Annotated in this window: 16 protein-coding genes; 11 read left to right on the top strand and 5 right to left on the bottom strand. The window is 71.5% G+C overall.

What is annotated here, in order from left to right; translation table 11 throughout:
- Nucleotides 1-5: 5 nt before the first annotated feature.
- Both M878_RS85300 and M878_RS85295 read left to right on the top strand, forming a co-directional pair.
- Nucleotides 6-1,517, top strand: coding sequence for an alkaline phosphatase D family protein (locus tag M878_RS85300; protein WP_078630687.1), 1,512 nt, complete (start codon nucleotides 6-8; stop codon nucleotides 1,515-1,517).
- A gap of 271 nt (nucleotides 1,518-1,788) precedes the next feature.
- Complete coding sequence (locus M878_RS85295) at nucleotides 1,789-3,234, top strand: GNAT family N-acetyltransferase (RefSeq protein WP_245238271.1); 1,446 nt, start codon at nucleotides 1,789-1,791, stop codon at nucleotides 3,232-3,234.
- 147 nt (nucleotides 3,235-3,381) lie between these two features.
- Here M878_RS85295 and M878_RS85290 read toward each other — a convergent pair whose 3' ends face one another.
- The gene (locus tag M878_RS85290; protein ID WP_023552500.1) at nucleotides 3,382-4,581 is read right to left on the bottom strand and encodes a trans-sulfuration enzyme family protein; all 1,200 of its coding nucleotides are present in this window, start codon (nucleotides 4,579-4,581) and stop codon (nucleotides 3,382-3,384) included.
- Nucleotides 4,582-4,641: 60 nt separating this feature from the next.
- Between M878_RS85290 and M878_RS85285 the strand changes: the two genes are divergently transcribed.
- Both M878_RS85285 and M878_RS85280 read left to right on the top strand, forming a co-directional pair.
- The gene (locus M878_RS85285; protein WP_023552499.1) at nucleotides 4,642-5,127 is read left to right on the top strand and encodes an Lrp/AsnC family transcriptional regulator; all 486 of its coding nucleotides are present in this window, start codon (nucleotides 4,642-4,644) and stop codon (nucleotides 5,125-5,127) included.
- 53 nt (nucleotides 5,128-5,180) lie between these two features.
- Nucleotides 5,181-6,872, top strand: coding sequence for a DUF885 domain-containing protein (locus M878_RS85280; RefSeq protein WP_023552497.1), 1,692 nt, complete (start codon nucleotides 5,181-5,183; stop codon nucleotides 6,870-6,872).
- A gap of 66 nt (nucleotides 6,873-6,938) precedes the next feature.
- Here the strand turns inward: M878_RS85280 and M878_RS85275 are convergent, their stop codons facing one another.
- Complete coding sequence (locus M878_RS85275; protein ID WP_031226780.1) at nucleotides 6,939-7,781, bottom strand: SDR family oxidoreductase; 843 nt, start codon at nucleotides 7,779-7,781, stop codon at nucleotides 6,939-6,941.
- A gap of 261 nt (nucleotides 7,782-8,042) precedes the next feature.
- Between M878_RS85275 and M878_RS95285 the strand changes: the two genes are divergently transcribed.
- From M878_RS95285 to M878_RS85255, 6 genes are all read left to right on the top strand, one after another.
- Nucleotides 8,043-10,001 (top strand): tRNA-dependent cyclodipeptide synthase, encoded by a 1,959-nt coding sequence (locus tag M878_RS95285; RefSeq protein WP_023552494.1) that lies wholly within the window; start codon nucleotides 8,043-8,045, stop codon nucleotides 9,999-10,001.
- Nucleotides 9,998-10,639 (top strand): class I SAM-dependent methyltransferase, encoded by a 642-nt coding sequence (locus M878_RS49700; protein WP_158692826.1) that lies wholly within the window; start codon nucleotides 9,998-10,000, stop codon nucleotides 10,637-10,639. Before M878_RS95285 ends, M878_RS49700 begins: the two co-directional genes overlap by 4 nt.
- 135 nt (nucleotides 10,640-10,774) lie before the next feature.
- Complete coding sequence (locus M878_RS85270; RefSeq protein WP_023552490.1) at nucleotides 10,775-11,446, top strand: hypothetical protein; 672 nt, start codon at nucleotides 10,775-10,777, stop codon at nucleotides 11,444-11,446.
- 185 nt (nucleotides 11,447-11,631) lie between these two features.
- Nucleotides 11,632-11,877, top strand: a complete 246-nt coding sequence (locus M878_RS85265; RefSeq protein WP_023552488.1) for a ferredoxin — start codon at nucleotides 11,632-11,634, stop codon at nucleotides 11,875-11,877.
- Complete coding sequence (locus M878_RS85260) at nucleotides 11,867-13,258, top strand: NAD(P)/FAD-dependent oxidoreductase (protein WP_023552486.1); 1,392 nt, start codon at nucleotides 11,867-11,869, stop codon at nucleotides 13,256-13,258. The genes M878_RS85265 and M878_RS85260 overlap by 11 nt, the downstream gene beginning before the upstream one ends.
- Before the next feature lie 42 nt (nucleotides 13,259-13,300).
- Nucleotides 13,301-14,539, top strand: a complete 1,239-nt coding sequence (locus tag M878_RS85255) for a cytochrome P450 (RefSeq protein ID WP_023552484.1) — start codon at nucleotides 13,301-13,303, stop codon at nucleotides 14,537-14,539.
- 19 nt (nucleotides 14,540-14,558) lie between these two features.
- Here M878_RS85255 and M878_RS85250 read toward each other — a convergent pair whose 3' ends face one another.
- The gene (locus M878_RS85250; protein WP_031226776.1) at nucleotides 14,559-15,074 is read right to left on the bottom strand and encodes an immunity 21 family protein; all 516 of its coding nucleotides are present in this window, start codon (nucleotides 15,072-15,074) and stop codon (nucleotides 14,559-14,561) included.
- Nucleotides 15,075-15,099: 25 nt separating this feature from the next.
- On the bottom strand, nucleotides 15,100-15,585 hold the full coding sequence (locus M878_RS85245; protein ID WP_023552481.1) for a rhodanese-like domain-containing protein: 486 nt from the start codon (nucleotides 15,583-15,585) through the stop codon (nucleotides 15,100-15,102).
- Between the two features lie 94 nt (nucleotides 15,586-15,679).
- Here M878_RS85245 and M878_RS85240 point away from each other — a divergent pair, with 94 nt between their 5' ends.
- Nucleotides 15,680-16,126, top strand: a complete 447-nt coding sequence (locus M878_RS85240; protein ID WP_023552479.1) for an Lrp/AsnC family transcriptional regulator — start codon at nucleotides 15,680-15,682, stop codon at nucleotides 16,124-16,126.
- 4 nt (nucleotides 16,127-16,130) lie between these two features.
- Here the strand turns inward: M878_RS85240 and M878_RS85235 are convergent.
- Nucleotides 16,131-16,691 (bottom strand): SbcC/MukB-like Walker B domain-containing protein (locus tag M878_RS85235; protein WP_023552477.1); only part of this gene is annotated, 561 nt, incomplete at its 5' end.

The following is a 16,691-nucleotide window of genomic DNA, read 5'->3' as shown; positions in this document are numbered from 1 at the left end:
TCGCCCTGCCCGGCGGCCTCGGCGCGGCCCCGGCGTTCGCCCGCTCCGGGCGCCCCCAGGCCGGCTGGGGTGTGCAAGCAGGTGACGTGACCACCGACTCCGGCCTGGTGTGGGTTCGTTCGGACCGGCCGGCCCGGATGATCGTGGAGACCGCGGCCACCGAGTCGTTCCGCAACCCGCGCCGATGGCACGGTCCCCTGCTGGGCGCCGGCACGGACTTCACCGGCACCACCCGGCTGCACGGCCTGGCCTCCGGCGAGCAGATCCACTACCGCGTGCTGCTCGCCGACCCGGACGACCCGCGCCGCACCGGCGAGCCGGTGACCGGCACCTTCCGTACGGCGCCGGTCAAGCGGCGCCGGGATGTGCGGTTCGTGTGGTCGGGCGACCTGGCCGGACAGGGCTGGGGCATCAACGAGTCCATCGGCGGCTACCGCATCTTCGACGCCATGGCGAAGGCCGACCCGGACTTCTTCCTGTGCAGCGGCGACAACATCTACGCCGACGGTCCGATCGCGGCAACCGCGAGCCTGCCCGACGGCAGTGTCTACCGGAACGTCACCACCGAGGAGAAGTCGCACGTCGCGGTCACCCTGGACGACTACCGGGGCAACTTCCGCTACAACCTGCTGGACTCGGCGCTGCGCCGGTTCAACGCCCAGGTGCCGAACATCATCCAGTGGGACGACCACGAGGTGCGCAACAACTGGTACCCAGGCGAGGTCATCGGCACCGGCACCCCCTACCCGGCCGGCACCAGGCTCGACGACCTGGCGCCGCGCTCCCGGCAGGCGTTCTCCGAGTACTTCCCCATCTCCACGATCAGCGGGCGCCCGGACGGCCGCATCTACCGCGTCATCAACCACGGCCCGCTGCTCGACGTGTTCGTGCTCGACATGCGTACCTACCGCAACGCGAACTCGCCGGACAACCAGACCGCGGACCCGGTGGGCATCCTCGGCCGTGAGCAGTTGGAGTGGCTCAAGCGCGAGCTGGCGAAGTCCCGTGCGGTGTGGAAGGTGATCGCCAACGACATGCCGCTCGGGCTGGTCGTGCCCGACCCGGTGGAGGGCAAGCCGGACTTCGAGGCGGTGGCGCAGGGCGACCCGGGCGCCCCGCTCGGCCGCGAGCTGCAGATCGCCGAGCTGCTGCGCTTCATCAAGCACCGGCGGATCACCGGCACGGTGTGGCTGACGGCCGACGTGCACCACACCTCCGCCCAGCACTACGACCCCTCGCGGGCCGCGTTCAAGGACTTCGAGCCGTTCTGGGAGTTCGTCTCGGGCCCGCTCAACGCCGGCGCCTTCCCGGCCAACGCGCTGGACGGCACGTTCGGCCCGGACCGGGTGTTCGTCAAGGCGCCCACCACAGCGAACGTGTCGCCTGCCGAGGGGTACCAGTTCTTCGGCGAGGTGGACATCGACGGCGAGAGCGGCGAAATGACGGTCCGGCTGCGTGAGTACGACGGCACGGTGCTGTTCACGCAGACGCTCCAGCCGGGCCGGGTCGGCCGGTAGGAAACTCCTGGGCTCTGCGGGCCTTTTCGCAGGTCAGACCGATTGTCAGTGGTCCCGGCTACGGTTTTCGTATGACGCGATCACTGCAGGCCATGACCCTTTCCCGTCCCTGCGCGCCGAAGTCGGCGGAGGACGGCAACGCCACGATCTGGGGCCGTACGATGCGGGCCCACCAGACCGTGAAAACGAGCACAAAAAGGACGGAGCATGCTTTACCCATCGGTCACAAACAGTTCGTGATCACGCAACACCCTTCCTTCACAGTGGGTGCATGAGTGCAGACATGTCTGATGTGACCCGGGCGAAACACGGTCGGCCCGTGCACCATTGGCGGCGTGATCTTGTGGAGCTCGCCGCCCTGTTCACCGCGGTGGCGGTCGCCGACGGAGTGGCGAATCTGATCGGGCACGGCCCCGACGGCCCCGCTCTGCTGGTGATCTCGGCCCTCGTGCTGGCCGCGACCGCCGGCTTCCACACGTGGTGGGCACGGCGCCACGGACACGCACCGCCGACCGAAGATACCGGCGCCCGGCCGTCCGCCGAAACGCGGTCGGCCGGGCCCTCCGAGCAGCCGGGCGAGCCGGCGGACGACGTGGCGGCCGCCGGTGCCCTGTGGCGGATGCGGACGACGGTCAAGGACGAGCCGGGTTCGCTGGCGGCGCTGTGCACGGCGCTGGCCGAGCGGCGCGTCGACATCCTGAGCCTCCAGACGCACCCGCTGGCCGACGGCACCGTGGACGAGTTCCTGCTGCGGGCGCCCGGCGCGCTGGCGGCGGCCGAGATCAGCCGAGTGGTCTCGCTGGCCGGCGGCACGTCCACCTGGATCGAGCGGGCCGATGCCCACGACCTGGTCGACGCCCCCACCCGGGTGCTCGGCCTGGCCGCGCGCACCGCGCTGGACGCCGCCGAACTGCCGCTGGCGCTGCGCCAGTTGCTGGGCCGGTGCACCATCCGTTCGCTGCCCGGGACACCGGTCGGCGGGGACCGCGGACCGCAGCCGGTGCCGGTCGAGGGCGTGCTGGAGGACACCGTGATGCGGCTGCGGGCGCCGGAGGGCGGAGTGCTCACCGTGGAGCGGCCGTATCTGCCGTTCACGCCCACCGAGTTCGCCAGGGCCCGGGCCCTGGTGGAGCTGGACAACCGGCTCGGTCCGCGCATCCCGCGCGGCAAGGACGTGCTGACGCTGCCCGAGGGCAACGACATCACGGTCCGCCGGGTCGACACCTCAGACGTGGCCGCGGCGAAGGCGATGCACGAGCGGTGCTCGCCGCGCACCCTCGGCCTGCGCTACCACGGCCCGGTCAGCGACGCGGACCGCTATCTGAACCATCTGCTCAGCCCCCGTTTCGGCCGCACCCTGGCCGCGCAGACCGCCTCCGGCCGCATAGTCGGCCTCGGGCATCTGCTGTGGGACGGCGACGAGACCGAGGTCGCGCTGCTGATCGAGGACGACTGGCAGCAGCGTGGCATCGGCGGCGAGCTGCTCGGCCGGCTCGTGGCTCTGGCCGTGGAGGCCCGCTGCGAGAGCGTGTACGCCGTCACACAGGCCTCCAACACCGGCATGGTCGCCGCGATGCGCGGCCTCGGCCTGCCGCTGGACTACCAGATAGAGGAGGGCACGCTGGTGATCACGGCCCGCCTGGACGTCGTACCGGCCGCTTCCCGGCCGCAGCACGACACCAGACACCAGCTCGGCGATCCGGCCCGCCGCGACTGACACCGGCCACGCGGGGCGACGGCCCGGTGCCCCGGCCGAACCGCACACCCTGCGCCGGCCCAGATGCGTCCGCCGCGACGGCGCTCAGCCACGACGTCGGCGTCCGGCGGTGCCCCCTCCGCGCAGCCCACCGTCGACCGGTACCGCTCAGCGCACCGCTTCCTGAAGCGGTACCGGCCTCCGGGCACGTTCCCCCAACGCCTGATCCAGGTCGGCCCAGAGATCGTCCACGTCCTCCAGCCCCACCGACAACCGCAGCAGCCGATCGCTCACCCCGGCCCCGCGCCGGTCGTCGGCGTCGACGATGCGGTGGCTGATGGAGGCAGGGTGCTGGATGAGCGTGTCGACGCTGCCCAGGCTGACCGCCGGGGTGACGAGCCGGACCTGGGAGATGACCTCGTGAGGGTCGCCGTACACCTCGAAGGCGATCATCGCGCCGCCGAGCCGTGGGTAGTGGACGCGGGCCACGCGCGGGTCGGCGGCGAGCCGGCGGACCAGTTCGGCGGCGTTCGCGGAGGCCGCCCGCACCCGCACCGGCAGGGTGGACAGCCCGCGCAAGAGCAGATAGCCGGCCAGCGGATGCAGCACACCGCCGGTGGCGAACCGTATCTGGCGGAGCCGGCCCGCGAACTCCTCGTCGCAGGCGACCACCCCGGCGAGCGCATCGCCGTGCCCGCCGAGGTACTTGGTGGCGCTGTGCAGCACCATACGGGCGCCGTGCTCGGCCGGGCGTTGCAGCACGGGTGTGGCGAAGGTGTTGTCGGCGAGCAGCGGTACCGCGCCGCAGGCGTGGGCGATGGCCCGCAGGTCCAGCTCGGCGAGGGTCGGGTTGGCGGGGGACTCGACCATCACCAGGCCGGTGTCCGGGCGCACCGCGTCGGCGATGCCGGCCGGGTCGGTCCAGGTGACCTCGGTGCCGAGCAGCCCGGCGGTGAGCAGATGGTCGCTGCAGCCGTACAGGGGCCGCACGGCGACGACATGGCGCAGGCCCGTCGCGGCGCGGGCGAGCAGGACGGCACTGAGCGCCGCCATGCCGCTGGCGAAGGCGACCGCGGACTCGGTGCCCTCCAGGCGGGCCAGGGCGGTCTCGAAGCGGGCGACGGTCGGGTTGCCGAGACGGCCGTAGACAGGCGGTCCCACCGGGTCGGCGCCGTCGGTGGCGAAGGCGTCGATACGGGCGGCCTCGGCGCGGCTGTCGTAGGAGGGGTAGGTGGTGGACAGGTCGATCGGCGGGGCGTGCAGGCCCTGGCGGGCGAGGTCGTCGCGGCCGGCGTGCACGGCCTCGGTGGCCAGGGCTCTCGTTGCGGTGCGTACGCCGTCGTAGGCACCGGTGGTCGCTGTGTCCATGGGCGGAAGAGTGAACAGTGAACGATTCACCGGAATCGAACACCGTGCTACGTTCGAGCCATGGCCGAATCTGTCGCACTGGATCCGGTTGATCTTCATCTGCTGCGGCTGCTGCAGAACGACGCCCGGATCACCTACCGCGACCTCGCCGAACAGGTGGGTGTGGCGCCGTCGACGTGTCTGGACCGGGTGACCCGGCTGCGCCGCTCGGGCGTGATCCTCGGCCATCAGCTGCGGCTGGATCCGGCCAAGCTGGGGCGCGGGCTGCAGGCGCTGCTGCTGGTGCAGGTCAGGCCGCACCGGCGGGAGCTGGTCGGCCCGTTCGTCGAGCGGATCCGGGCGCTGCCGGAGGCCCGGACGGTGTTCCATCTGACCGGGCCGGACGACTATCTCGTGCATGTCGCCGTCGCGGACATGGCCGATCTGCAGCGGCTGGTGCTCGACGAGTTCACCGCGCAGCGCGAGGTGGCACGGGTCGAGACCCGGTTGATCTTCCAGCAGTGGGAGTGCGGTCCACTGCTGCCTCCCGGCCACGCCCAGAGCTGAATCCCCCCGAACGCGGGTGACGCGGAGATCGTTGTCGTACGAGGATGGGCCGCATGCCTGAGACGAAGAGCCCGCTGCCCCGTCAGGTCGCCGACGCGTACGTGGACGACCTCATCGCCCTCGACCCGGTCACCGGTACCTACCTCGGTGTGAAGGAGAGTTCGAGCCGGCTGCCCGACTATTCGCCCACGGGCCAGGCGGCCCTCGCGGAGCTGGCCCGGGCCACCCTCGCGAAGCTGGACGAGGCGGAGCGGCAGCCGGGTGCGGACAGTGACGTGGAGCGGCGCTGCGGGCGGCTGCTGCGGGAGCGGCTGACCGCCGAACTCGCCGTGTACGACGCGGACGAGCACCTGCGCGCGGTCGGCAACATGAGCACGCCGGGCCACTCGGTGCGGGACATCTTCACGGTCACGCCGGCGCAGACGGACGAGGACTGGGCGGCGATCGCGGAGCGGCTGCGCGCGGTGCCGGGCGCGCTCGCGGGCTACCGTGCATCGCTGCAACTGGGCCTGGACCGCAAGCTGTTCGCGGCACCGCGCCCGACGGCGACGTACATCCAGCAGCTCACCGAGTGGACGGACACAGACGGCCAGGGCCGCGGCTGGTACGAGGACTTCGCCGCCGCGGGTCCCGAGGCGCTGCGCGCAGAGCTGGACGAGGCGGCCGGCGCTGCGACCGGCGCGCTGGTGGAGCTGCGGGACTGGCTTAGGGACGTGTACGCGCCGGCGATCGAGGGTGCCCCGAACACGGTGGGCCGCGAGCGGTACGCGCGCTGGTCCCGCTACTTCAACGGCACCGATCTGGACCTGGACGAGGCGTACGCGTACGGCTGGGCGGAGTTCCACCGGATCCTCGGCGAGATGAAGCTGGAGGCGGAGAAGATCCTGCCCGGCGCCGAGACCCCCTGGGTGGCGCTCGCGCACCTCGACGAGCACGGCCGGCACATCGAGGGCGTGGAAGAGGTCCGGGAGTGGCTGCAGGGCCTGATGGACAAGGCCATCGAGGACCTGGACGGCACGCACTTCGAACTCGCCGAGCGGGTGCGGAAGGTGGAGTCGTGCATCGCGCCGCCCGGCGGTGCCGCGGCCCCCTACTACACGGCACCGTCGGAGGATTTCTCCCGCCCGGGCCGCACCTGGCTGCCGACGATGGGCCAGACGCGGTTCCCGGTGTACGACCTCGTCTCGACCTGGTACCACGAGGGCGTGCCCGGGCATCATCTGCAGCTCGCGCAGTGGGCGCACGTGGCCGAGGACCTCTCCCGCTACCAGGCGACGATCGGCGGGGTCAGCGCCAACGCCGAGGGCTGGGCGCTGTACGCGGAGCGGCTGATGGACGAGCTGGGCTACCTCACGAACCCCGAGGAGCGGCTCGGCTATCTGGACGCGCAGATGATGCGGGCGGCGCGGGTGATCGTGGACATCGGCATGCATCTGGAGCTGGAGATTCCCGCCGACTCGCCGTTCCACCCCGGTGAACGGTGGACGCCGGAGCTGGCGCAGGAGTTCTTCGGCTCGCACAGCAGCCGGCCGGCGGACTTCGTGGAGAGCGAGCTCACCCGGTACCTGACGATTCCGGGCCAGGCGATCGGCTACAAGCTCGGCGAGCGGGCCTGGCTGCTGGGCCGCGAGAACGCCCGCAAGCGACACGGCGACGACTTCGACCTGAAGGCCTGGCACATGGCGGCCCTGTCCCAGGGCTCGCTGGGCCTGGACGACCTTGTGGACGAACTGTCCCAGCTCTGACGGCCAGGCGTCCCCGGCGCCCCGAGGGGCCCAGAAACCCTCAGACGACCCAGAGGGTCCCAGGCCTCAACGCCGGAAGCCGCCTTCCGAGTTGATGACCTCCCCGGTGATCCACCCGGCCTCGTCCGTCGCCAGCCAGGCGACGAGGCGGGCCGGATCGTCGGGGAGGCCCCAGCGCCCGCCGGGGAACCGCTCGGCCACAGCCGCGTGGACCTCGCCGGTCGCGTAACCGGTGTCCACCGGGCCGGGGTTGACCGCGTTCACCGTGATGCCGTGCTCGGCGAGCGCGCCGGCCAGGGATCGGGTGATCGAGGCGAGGGCGCCCTTCTGAAGGGCATAGGCGATCTCGCCCGGCATACCGCCTGCGATGTCCTGCCCGGAGGTCATCAGCACCACACGCCCGCCTGGGACGCCGTCGGGCGGTGCGGCGCGCGCACGGGCGTACGCCTGCACCAGCAGCAGGACGGAGCGGGTGTCGACCGCCCAGTGCGCGTCGAGCATCGCGGCGTCGATCTCGTCCAGGGTGCCGTCCGAGCCGCTGAGGGCGTGATTGGCGACGAGAATGTCCAGTCGGCCGAACTCGCCGACGACGGCGTCGATCAGCCGTACAGGTTCGGCCGCATCGGCCAGATCCCCGGGGCCCGCGACGACCCGCGCCCCGGGATCCCCCGCCACCTCACGCACAGAACCGACGACCGCCTCGATGCTGTCGGCACCCCACGGCATGGCCTGGTCGTGCGCCACATGGTGATGCAGATACACGCTCGCCCCGTACGCCGCCAGCCGCCTGGCCACGGCATGCCCGATCCCGGCACGCCGACTCGCACCGGTCACGAGAGCGGTACGACCGCGCAGGGGCAGCGGGTCACGTCGCAGGTCTTCCGGAACGGAGCGCACAGGGGAAGCCATGGCGGATCACCCTAGGGGGCGTGCGGAGCGCCGCGCGAGCGAATTGGGGGGCGAGGGCGCGGTCCCGCCTGCCGCCCGGCGCGGCCACGGATGTCGGCACGCGCGAACGGTGCCGTGGGATGAGCCGGAGTGCGTGAGGGGCGCGCGACCTCGGCGATGATTACCCAGAGTCACACTTTCGAGGTGTTTGCGACATTATGATCACTCTACGTGGGCATGTAGTGATGCGCATTCGTACATAGGCATGCGAGGGGAGTGACGATGGCCCACAGTGAACCGCAGGTCCTGGAAGATCATCGAGTGCGGGTCCTCCCGTTCGGGGCGAGCAGCGAACGCATCCTGCAGCGTGGGGATCACGCGCTGTTCGGGGTGAGCACGGGCAACAGTTACTTCAGCCGCAGAAATCTGGCCAATGCGATGGCGTGGGCGGTGGAGCGCTTCGCCGCCGTGGACGTGGTACACGCCGACATCGCCTTGGAGGCGATGCTCGAAGCCCTCGGCTATGAGCGTGTCGCCGCGCGCAAGAGCGTGGCCAAGCAACTGCGCGGCGTGCGGCGGCGCATCGACGGCGCTCTCGAAGACATCGGCGCAGCCGCAGAACGCGTAAGGGCGCGGCCGCTGTCCGCGTTCCTCGACCACCCCTCCTACCGGGAGGTGCGGGCGCGGACACGGGCGGCTCTGCGCACCGACGTGGAGTTACGGTCGGTCCGGGACGCCATGGCGTACCAGTTCCTCGCCAAGCGGCTGAAGCCGGACGACCTGCCCACCCCCGCTCAGGTGGAGGCGGCGCTCGCGTACGTCGACGCCGAGTTGCCGTTCTTCGTCGACACCCCCCGCATCCTGGGTGTCGCCTCGTCCGTCCACTGCTACCACACCGTCCTCGCGCTGGGCCGACTGCTGTTCGGAGAGCGCCGGATGGCGCTGCGCCCGGCCGACAACCAGGGCTACGCCATCGTTGCGTGCCGCGACTCAGGAAAGCAGATTGCCATGGCATCCACCTCCACCGAAGCCCCCGCCCCCGTGCCCCCTTACGCCGGTGTCGAGTGGCCGCTGTCGCGGCGCGGCGACGTCGTGCCCGCCGAGTGCGCCCGGCTGCGCGCGGAGAGCCCCGTCGCGCGGATCCGGACCCTCACCGGCGACGACGCCTGGCTGGTCACCAGCTACGAGCTGGCCCGGCAGGTCCTGGAAGACGAACGCTTCAGCCTGCGCGAAACGGCGGCTCCCGATGTACCGCGCCAGTACGCCCTGACGATTCCCCCGGAGGTCGTCAACACCATGGGCAACGTCAACAGTGCCGGGCTCCACCAGGAGGTGCTGCGCGCCTTCGGGCCCCGGTCCGGGCCGGCGTCCGCGGAGTGGATGGCCGCGCGGGCGCACGAACTGGTTGACGCCATGGTCGAGGAGGGGCCACCGGTCGATCTGCGGCAGCGGTTCGCCGAACCGTACTCCGCCGCCCTGGTCTGCGAGGTACTCGGTCTGCCGTACGAGGACGGACTGCGGCTGATGTCCGGCCTGGACCTCGGCTTCGTCACCAGCCCCGTCGTGTACGACGGCTGCACCGCCAACTGGGACAAGGACTACGCCTTCGTACTGCGGCACGTGCGCGACGACCGTGCCGCCCAGCGGGGCCTGATCCGGCGGCTGTGCGAGCTGCGCGACGACCCGGAGCGCGACGGCGGAGACCTGACGGACGAAATGCTCGCCGCCACGGTCACGTCGCTCTTCGGTGCCGGCGCCATGAGCACCTATGTGTTCCTGCTGCACGCCGTACTGACACTGATCCGGCACCCGGAGGCCATGGACCGACTGCGTGAGCGGCCCGAGGCGATGCCACGCGCCGTGGAGGAGCTGCTGCGGTGCACGCTGTCGATCGGCGACGGACTGCCCCGGATCGCCCGCGCCGACGTTCAGGTCGGCGAGGTCCTGGTGCGAGCCGGAGAGCTGGTGCTGGTCTGCGTGGAAGGCGCGAACTTCGACCCCGAACAGTTCCCGGACGCCGAGCGGTTCGACCTCGACCGCTCGCCCAACGCGCACCTGTCGTTCGGGGCGGGAAGCCACTTCTGCCCTGCGTCGACGATCTCCCGTGTCCATGCCGCGGAAGCCCTCACCGTCCTCCTCGCACGCCTCCCGCGGCTGCGTCTCGCGCTGCCCGTCGACCAGTTGGTCTGGCGCACGGGCAACATCAAGCGGGTCCCCGAGAGGCTTCCGGTCCTGTGGTGATCTCACCGGAAGGCGCCGACATGGCGCGCCTCTTCGACAGTCTCGGCATGGAGTACGAGCACGCCTTCGCCGACCGGAAGCAGGCCCAGATCGACGCCGTCGAGGAGCTGTCGCGCCGCCTCGCCCGCGGCTCCCGGGTCCTGGACGTGGGGTGCGCGACGGGTCGTCCCACCACGGAGCAGCTGTGCGCCAAGGGGCTGGACGTCACGGGCGTCGACGTCTCCGAGGTCATGCTGGCCCATGCGCGACGCCAGGTGCCCCAGGCGCGTTTCGTCCTGGCCGACCTCTACTGCGACGACGCCGACCTCGGCGTGTACGACGCCGTGGTGTGTCTGTTCTGCCTCGTCAACCTGCCCGAACCCCGCTTCGTGGAAGGTCTGCGACGGCTCGCGGCCCGCACCGTGCCGGGCGGCACCGTTCTGGTCGCGGTGCCGGAGTCCCAGGGCACCCAGGACGTGCGGTTCCTCGACCTGACGTACCGTCCCCTGCGCTGCCTGCGCGAGGACGTCCGCCGATACGCCCGGCTGGCCGGGCTGGAGGTCGATCGGGTGGAAACCCGCGCTGAATCCGCGACGGACGGCGGGGCGTCCTCCGGGAGGAGTCTGTTCCTGTGGGCCAGGACCCCGCCGTCCGGGTGAGTCCGGAGCCCGGGGACTCACGTCGCCCCGTGGCCGTGCCACCGGTCGCTCGGCCTTACGGCCGTCCCCCGGTGGCGTAACCGGCCAGGCGGCGGCTAGCTGGTGGCCGAGGCGATGTGGAGGAGGCGGGGTGGCATGCAGCAGCAGGCGCAGCGGGTGCTGGAGACGCCGAGGGCCGCCGGGCTGGCGGGAGTCGTGTTCGCGCTGTTGCTGGCGGCGGCGATCGTCCTGATGCGGCTGGGCATTCCCGAGGGGGCGGAGTCGGTCACCGCTCAGGGGTTCACCGATTCCGGGCGCCGTGGCGCGGTGCGTGCCGCCCTCGCGCTTGTGCCGTTCGCCGGCGTCTTCTTCCTGTGGTTCGTCGGCGCGGTGCGGGCGCACATCGGTGCCGGCGAGGACAAGTTCCTGGCCACCGTCTTCCTCGGCAGCGGACTCGTCTTCACCGCCACCCTGTTCGGCGCCGCCGCGGCCGCCGGTGCCGTCCTCGCGGTCACCCATCCCGCCGGTGCGACGCCCGCACTGTCCTCCTGGGACTTCGGCCGGCATTTCGCGTACACGCTGATGACGGAGTACGCCACGCGGATGGCGGCCGTCTTCGCCTGCTCCATGTCGGTGATCGGCCACCGCCTCGGCATCCTGCCTCGCCGGCTGTCGGTCCTGGGGCTGCTGACCGCCCTCACGCTGCTCTTCGCCGCGTCCGAGGTGCCCTGGGCGGAGCTGGTCTTCCCCGCCTGGTCGCTGCTGCTGAGTGTCCACATCATCCGGGCGACCGGAGGCGCCCGGTCCCGCACCGCGGCGAACCCGTGACGGACGCATCGCCGTAGCGCCCGCGCGCCCGTGCACCGGCCGACTTGCGGCCCGAACGGGGGTTTCCCGACGGGCGATGTTGCTCCGTCGCGCTCATGCTGGCAAACGGGACATGACCGCCGTCCGGGCGTGCCGTGCGAAAGACCGGTGCGCGCCGGACCTGCCACCGGAAGGGCGGAGCGTCGATGCGGCTCGTCGTCGATCTCAACAAGTGTCAGGGGTACGCCCAGTGCGCGTTCCTCGCTCCCGACGTCTTCGCCATGCACGGCGAGGAGTCACTGGTCTACAACCCGCACGCACCCGAGGAACAGCGCGAACGGCTGGCCCGAGCCGTCGCGGCCTGCCCGGTGCAGGCGATCACGGCGGACGGCCTGGACGGCGCGGGTGAGCAGAGCACCGGCTCCGCCCAGGAGGCGCGCGATGCCCGCTGACTATGTCGACTGGCTCAGGCGCGAGGGCCGGATCGTGATCGTCGGCGCCTCGCTGGCGGGACTGCGGGCCGCCGAGACCTTGCGTGCGGAGGGTTTCGCCGGTGAGCTGACCCTGATCGGTGACGAGCCGTACGAGCCGTACGACCGGCCGCCGCTGTCCAAGTCGGTCCTGCTGGGCAAGGCGTCCCCGCACCGGACCGAGCTGCCGCACCGCCGGGAGATCGACGCCAAGTGGCGGCTCGGCGTCGCGGCGACCGGTCTGGATCTGTCGGCCAAACGGGTCAAGCTGGCCGACGGGGACGAGGTGGAGTACGACCGGCTGCTCATCGCGACCGGGGTGCGCGCCCGGCCCTGGCTGAAGGCGGACGAGGGCCGGCTGGACGGCGTCTGCCTGCTGCGCACACGGGACGACGCGGCCGATCTGTACCAGCGGTTGAAGGCGGGGCCGCGCCGGGTGTTCGTGATCGGCGCCGGGTTCGCCGGTTCGGAGGTCGCCTCGGCATGCCGGGAGACGGGCATCCCCGTGACCGTGGCGGAGCGTGCGGGTGCGCCGCTGGTGGGCGCGCTCGGCGGCGTGATCGGCGCGGTCGCCGCCGATCTGCAGACCGAGAACGGCGTGGATCTGCGCACCCATGTCACCGTGACCTCGCTGGAGGGCGACTCGGTCGGCAGGGTGCGTGCCGTCCATCTGTCCGACGAGAGTGTCGTCGAAGCGGACGTGGTCGTGGTCTCGCTGGGCTCGGTGCGCAACACCGACTGGCTGACCGGGTCGGGGCTGGGTGCCGGGCCTCGGGGCATCGCCTGTGACGCGGGCTGCCGTGCCTTCGACTTCCGGGGCATCGTCACCGACGACGTGTTCGTCGCGGGCGATGTCGCGCGCTCCCCGCACGCGCTGTTCGGCTATCAGTTCCTCTCGCTGGAGCACTGGGGCAACGCCGTCGCCCAGGCGGAGACGGCCGCGCACAACATGATCTGCCACGGCGCCGACCGGCGCCCGCATCTGTGGATGCCCGCCTTCTGGTCGTCGATGTTCGGTGTGAACATCAAGTCGGTCGGGGTGCCGCCCATGGGTGACCAGCTCATGATCACGCAGGGTGCACTGGCCGAACGCCGGTTCGTCGGCGTGTACGGCTACCAGGGACGCGTCATCGCCGCCGTGAGCTTCGACAACGCCCGGTGGCTGGAGTTCTACGCGCGGCAGATCGAACGGGGCGCGCCGTTCCCGGTGGAGTTCCCGACGATGGACCGGCGTCCCGAGGGCCGGCAGCCGGTAGCAGCGGACTTCCCCGACCCGTCCCTGCCGACCCACGGCCCGACCGTGACCCTCACCGGTTACTCACCGGCCGACCAACAGCTGGTCTTCCACCCGGCGCGGCACTGATCGCCGCCCGGCCCCGACGCCCCGACGCCCCGAGGACCTGTCATGACGCAAGCCCCGCTGTTCCAGCAGATCACCGACTTCGCCAACCGTGCCAACCCGTACCCGCTGTACGAGGAGTTGCGCAAGAATCCGGTCCTGCACGAGGAGGAGGGCGGCCCGTACGTCCTCAGCTCGTACTGGGACATCGAGGCGCTGCTGCACGATCCGCGGATCAGCTCCGACGCCGCCAATCTGGCCGCCGCCGGGGACGACGAGCTGTCCGGGCCGGAGGCGACGGGGCTGCCTCCGAGCTTCATCCGGCTCGACCCGCCGGAGCACGACCGGCTGCGGAGGATCGCCAACAGCTCCTTCGGGCCGCCGCACAGGCCGCGCCGGATCGAGAACATGCGGGGCGAGCTGGGGGAGATCGTCACCGGGCTGATCGACGGCTTCGGGGACGCGCGGCAGATCGACCTGGTCGACCAGTTCGCGTACCCCTTCCCGGTGACCGTGATCTGCCGGCTGCTCGGCGTACCGCGTGAGGACGAGCCCCGCTTCCGTGCCTGGGTCGACCCGATCGTCGCCGGTCTGGACCCCGACGCCCGTACGAGCGCCGAATCCCAGCGAACCGCGCAGGAGGCACGGTTGCAGCTCGGCATGTACCTGAACGGGTTGGTGGACCAGCGCGCCAGGGAACCTCGCGACGACATGCTCTCCGACCTGGTGAACAGTCACGGTCCGGACGGCGCCATGACGACGATGGAGGTACTCAGCACGGCGGTGCTGCTCCTCATCGCGGGCCATGAGACGACCGTCAACCTCATCACCAACGGCATGCTCACGCTGCTGCGCCATCCGGAGTTCCTGGAGCGGCTGCGCAACGATCCTGGCCTGTCGGTGAAGATCGTGGAGGAGCTGCTGCGCTACGAGCCGCCGGTGCAGATCGTGCCGCAGCGCACGTGTATCGCCGACATCGAGGTACGCGGGGTGACCATCCCCAAGGGCTCGCGTATCTGGCTGATGCTGGCCGCGGGCAACCGCGACCCCGAGCGTTTCCAGGACCCCGAGCGCTTCGACCCGGATCGCGAGGACATCCAGCACCTCGGTTTCGGCAGCGGCATCCACAGCTGCTTCGGCGCTCCGCTGGCCCGGCTGGAGACCCAGATCGCGCTGTCCGAGCTGGCCCGGCGGCTGGAGAATCCCCGCCTGGTGGCGGATCCGCCACCGTACCGGCAGAACGCGGTGCTGCGCGGCCCCCGGCACCTGGAGATCGCCTTCGACGGAGTGCGTCAGGCCGTGTGACGTCGGAAGACGCGCCGGGTCAGTGCGCGAGCCGGGTGAGCCGTACCAGCCCGACCCAGGTCTCCGGCCCCGGCTGCACATACGCGGCCCGCACCGCGTATGTGCCCGCCTCCAGCGACACCCGGAGGTGTTCGGTGCGGTCGGCGGCCTGGCCGGGCCAGGCCGAGTCGAACAGCAGCACCGGGCCGGGCACCCGCCAGTGCACCTCGCTCCCCCACACCGCCGCCTCGAGGGCGGCAGGGACGGTGGCGAGCAGTTCCGCCTCGGAGTTCGCGGCGGACCACCGTACGAAGGTGGCGTGGTCCGGCAGGAACGAGGTGGAGGCGGGTTCGTCGCCGAACACCAGGGCCGCGCTGTCGCCGACGGGCAGCAGGCCGACGTACCCGTCGACCTCGCACGCCCGGTCGTAGTCGGTGTCGAGGTCCTCGCTGTCGGCGCCCGCCCAGAACGGCAGCACCGTCTCCGGGACGGCTATCAGCGGGCCGCCGCCCGATTCCACCCACTCCAGCGCGCCTGGATCCGCGTATCGAGCCATGGGCAGAGAACCTACACGGCGTTCGTCAGCAGCCGCACTCGCCTTCGACGAGCGCGGTCAGCGGGTCGGCGTCGCGGCGGCCGGGGCCCTGCCAGGTCTCGTAGGCGAAGCCCTCGCGGGCCCAGTACTCGAAGCCGCCGAGCATCTCCTTGACCTGGTAGCCGAGTTCGGCAAGGGCGAGTGCGGCGCGGGTGGCGCCGTTGCAGCCGGGGCCCCAGCAGTACGTCACCACCGGCACGGACTTGTCCAGGAGCTGCTCGGCCTGCCCGGGGACGAGCGCGGTGGGCAGGTGGACGGCGCCCGGGATGTGGCCCTGGTCCCAGGACTCGGTCGAGCGTGTGTCGACGACGGCGAAGCCGGGGTCGCCGCCGGCCGCGAGCGCGGCGGCCACGTCGGAGACGTCGGCGTGGAAGGCCAGGCTCGCCCGGAAGTAGGCGGCGGCCTCGGCGGGAGCGGCGGGGGCGACCCGCAGGACGGGATTCACAGAGGTCTGGGTGGTCTTGGTGATCATGACTGGAAATCTACGGCTCGCGGTCGGCTCCCTGAAGTGAGAATCCACGGTGTCGTCCTTGCCCGAGCCGGGAATTCCCTGCTATCCATCCGGGATGACCGTGTATTCCCCGGACGCTACCGACTGGCGCATTCTGGAAGTCCTCCAGCGGGAGGGCCGGGCCAGCTACGCAGAGCTGGCGCGCGCCGTCTCCATGTCACCGAGCGCCGTCACCGAGCGGGTCCGGCGGCTGGAGGAGGCCGGCGTGATCCAGGGGTACGCGGCGGTCGTCGACCCCGAGCGGCTCGGGCTGCCGATCCTGGCGTTCGTACGGCTGCGGTATCCGAACGGCAACTACAAGCCGTTCCACGACCTGGTGGCCGCGACGCCCGAGATCCTGGAGGCGCACCATGTGACGGGCGACGACTGCTTCGTCATCAAGGTCGCCGCGCGGTCCATGGCGCATCTGGAGGAGATCTCCGGGAGGATCGGCGCGCTGGGCTCCGTGACCACCAGCGTCGTGTACTCCTCTCCCCTGCCCCGGCGCGCGCTGGGCCGCTGACCCGTCAGACGCCCCGCTGCCGCAGCGTCGAGCCCGCTCTGCCCTTGACGACCTCCAGCTGGGCGTGGATCCGGCGGCGCAGGTCGGGGACGTGGCTGACGATGCCGACGCTGCGGTCGCGCTCGCGCAGGGAGTCGAGGACGTCGAGGACCTCGTCGAGGGTCTGGTCGTCGAGGCTGCCGAAGCCCTCGTCGATGAACAACGTGTCGAGGCGGACGCCGCCGGCCTCGTCGGTGACGACGTCCGCGAGGCCGAGGGCGAGCGCGAGGGAGGCGAAGAAGGTCTCGCCGCCGGACAGGGTGGCGGTGTCGCGTTCGCGTCCGGTCCAGGCGTCGACCACGTGCAGCCCGAGGCCGCTGCGGCCGCGTCCGGTGCGGTCGTCGGAGTGGACGAGCGTGTAGCGGCCCGCCGACATGCGCTGCAGCCGGGCGGTCGCGGCGGCGGCGACCTGCTCCAGCCGGGCCGCGAGCACATACGACTCCAGGCGCATCTTGCGTTCGTTGTCGGCGGAGGTGCCCGCGGTGAGGGCGGCGAGGCGGGCGACCCGGTCGTACTCCTCGCGGAG

It is taken from the genome of Streptomyces roseochromogenus subsp. oscitans DS 12.976 (assembly GCF_000497445.1).
Lineage (GTDB): Bacteria > Actinomycetota > Actinomycetes > Streptomycetales > Streptomycetaceae > Streptomyces > Streptomyces oscitans.
The sequence above is the reverse complement of the archived record's forward strand: the minus strand, read 5'-3'. Positions and strand labels throughout refer to the sequence as shown.

What these genes read in the sequence shown, in the direction of transcription:
- M878_RS85295 (WP_245238271.1), top strand. Translation starts at nt 1,789, where the DNA reads ATGAGTGCAGACATGTCTGATGTGACCCGGGCGAAACACGGTCGGCCC.
- M878_RS85290 (WP_023552500.1), bottom strand. Translation starts at nt 4,581, where the DNA reads ATGGACACAGCGACCACCGGTGCCTACGACGGCGTACGCACCGCAACG.
- M878_RS85285 (WP_023552499.1), top strand. Translation starts at nt 4,642, where the DNA reads ATGGCCGAATCTGTCGCACTGGATCCGGTTGATCTTCATCTGCTGCGG.
- M878_RS85280 (WP_023552497.1), top strand. Translation starts at nt 5,181, where the DNA reads ATGCCTGAGACGAAGAGCCCGCTGCCCCGTCAGGTCGCCGACGCGTAC.
- M878_RS85275 (WP_031226780.1), bottom strand. Translation starts at nt 7,781, where the DNA reads ATGGCTTCCCCTGTGCGCTCCGTTCCGGAAGACCTGCGACGTGACCCG.
- M878_RS95285 (WP_023552494.1), top strand. Translation starts at nt 8,043, where the DNA reads ATGGCCCACAGTGAACCGCAGGTCCTGGAAGATCATCGAGTGCGGGTC.
- M878_RS85270 (WP_023552490.1), top strand. Translation starts at nt 10,775, where the DNA reads ATGCAGCAGCAGGCGCAGCGGGTGCTGGAGACGCCGAGGGCCGCCGGG.
- M878_RS85265 (WP_023552488.1), top strand. Translation starts at nt 11,632, where the DNA reads ATGCGGCTCGTCGTCGATCTCAACAAGTGTCAGGGGTACGCCCAGTGC.
- M878_RS85260 (WP_023552486.1), top strand. Translation starts at nt 11,867, where the DNA reads ATGCCCGCTGACTATGTCGACTGGCTCAGGCGCGAGGGCCGGATCGTG.
- M878_RS85255 (WP_023552484.1), top strand. Translation starts at nt 13,301, where the DNA reads ATGACGCAAGCCCCGCTGTTCCAGCAGATCACCGACTTCGCCAACCGT.
- M878_RS85250 (WP_031226776.1), bottom strand. Translation starts at nt 15,074, where the DNA reads ATGGCTCGATACGCGGATCCAGGCGCGCTGGAGTGGGTGGAATCGGGC.
- M878_RS85245 (WP_023552481.1), bottom strand. Translation starts at nt 15,585, where the DNA reads ATGATCACCAAGACCACCCAGACCTCTGTGAATCCCGTCCTGCGGGTC.
- M878_RS85240 (WP_023552479.1), top strand. Translation starts at nt 15,680, where the DNA reads ATGACCGTGTATTCCCCGGACGCTACCGACTGGCGCATTCTGGAAGTC.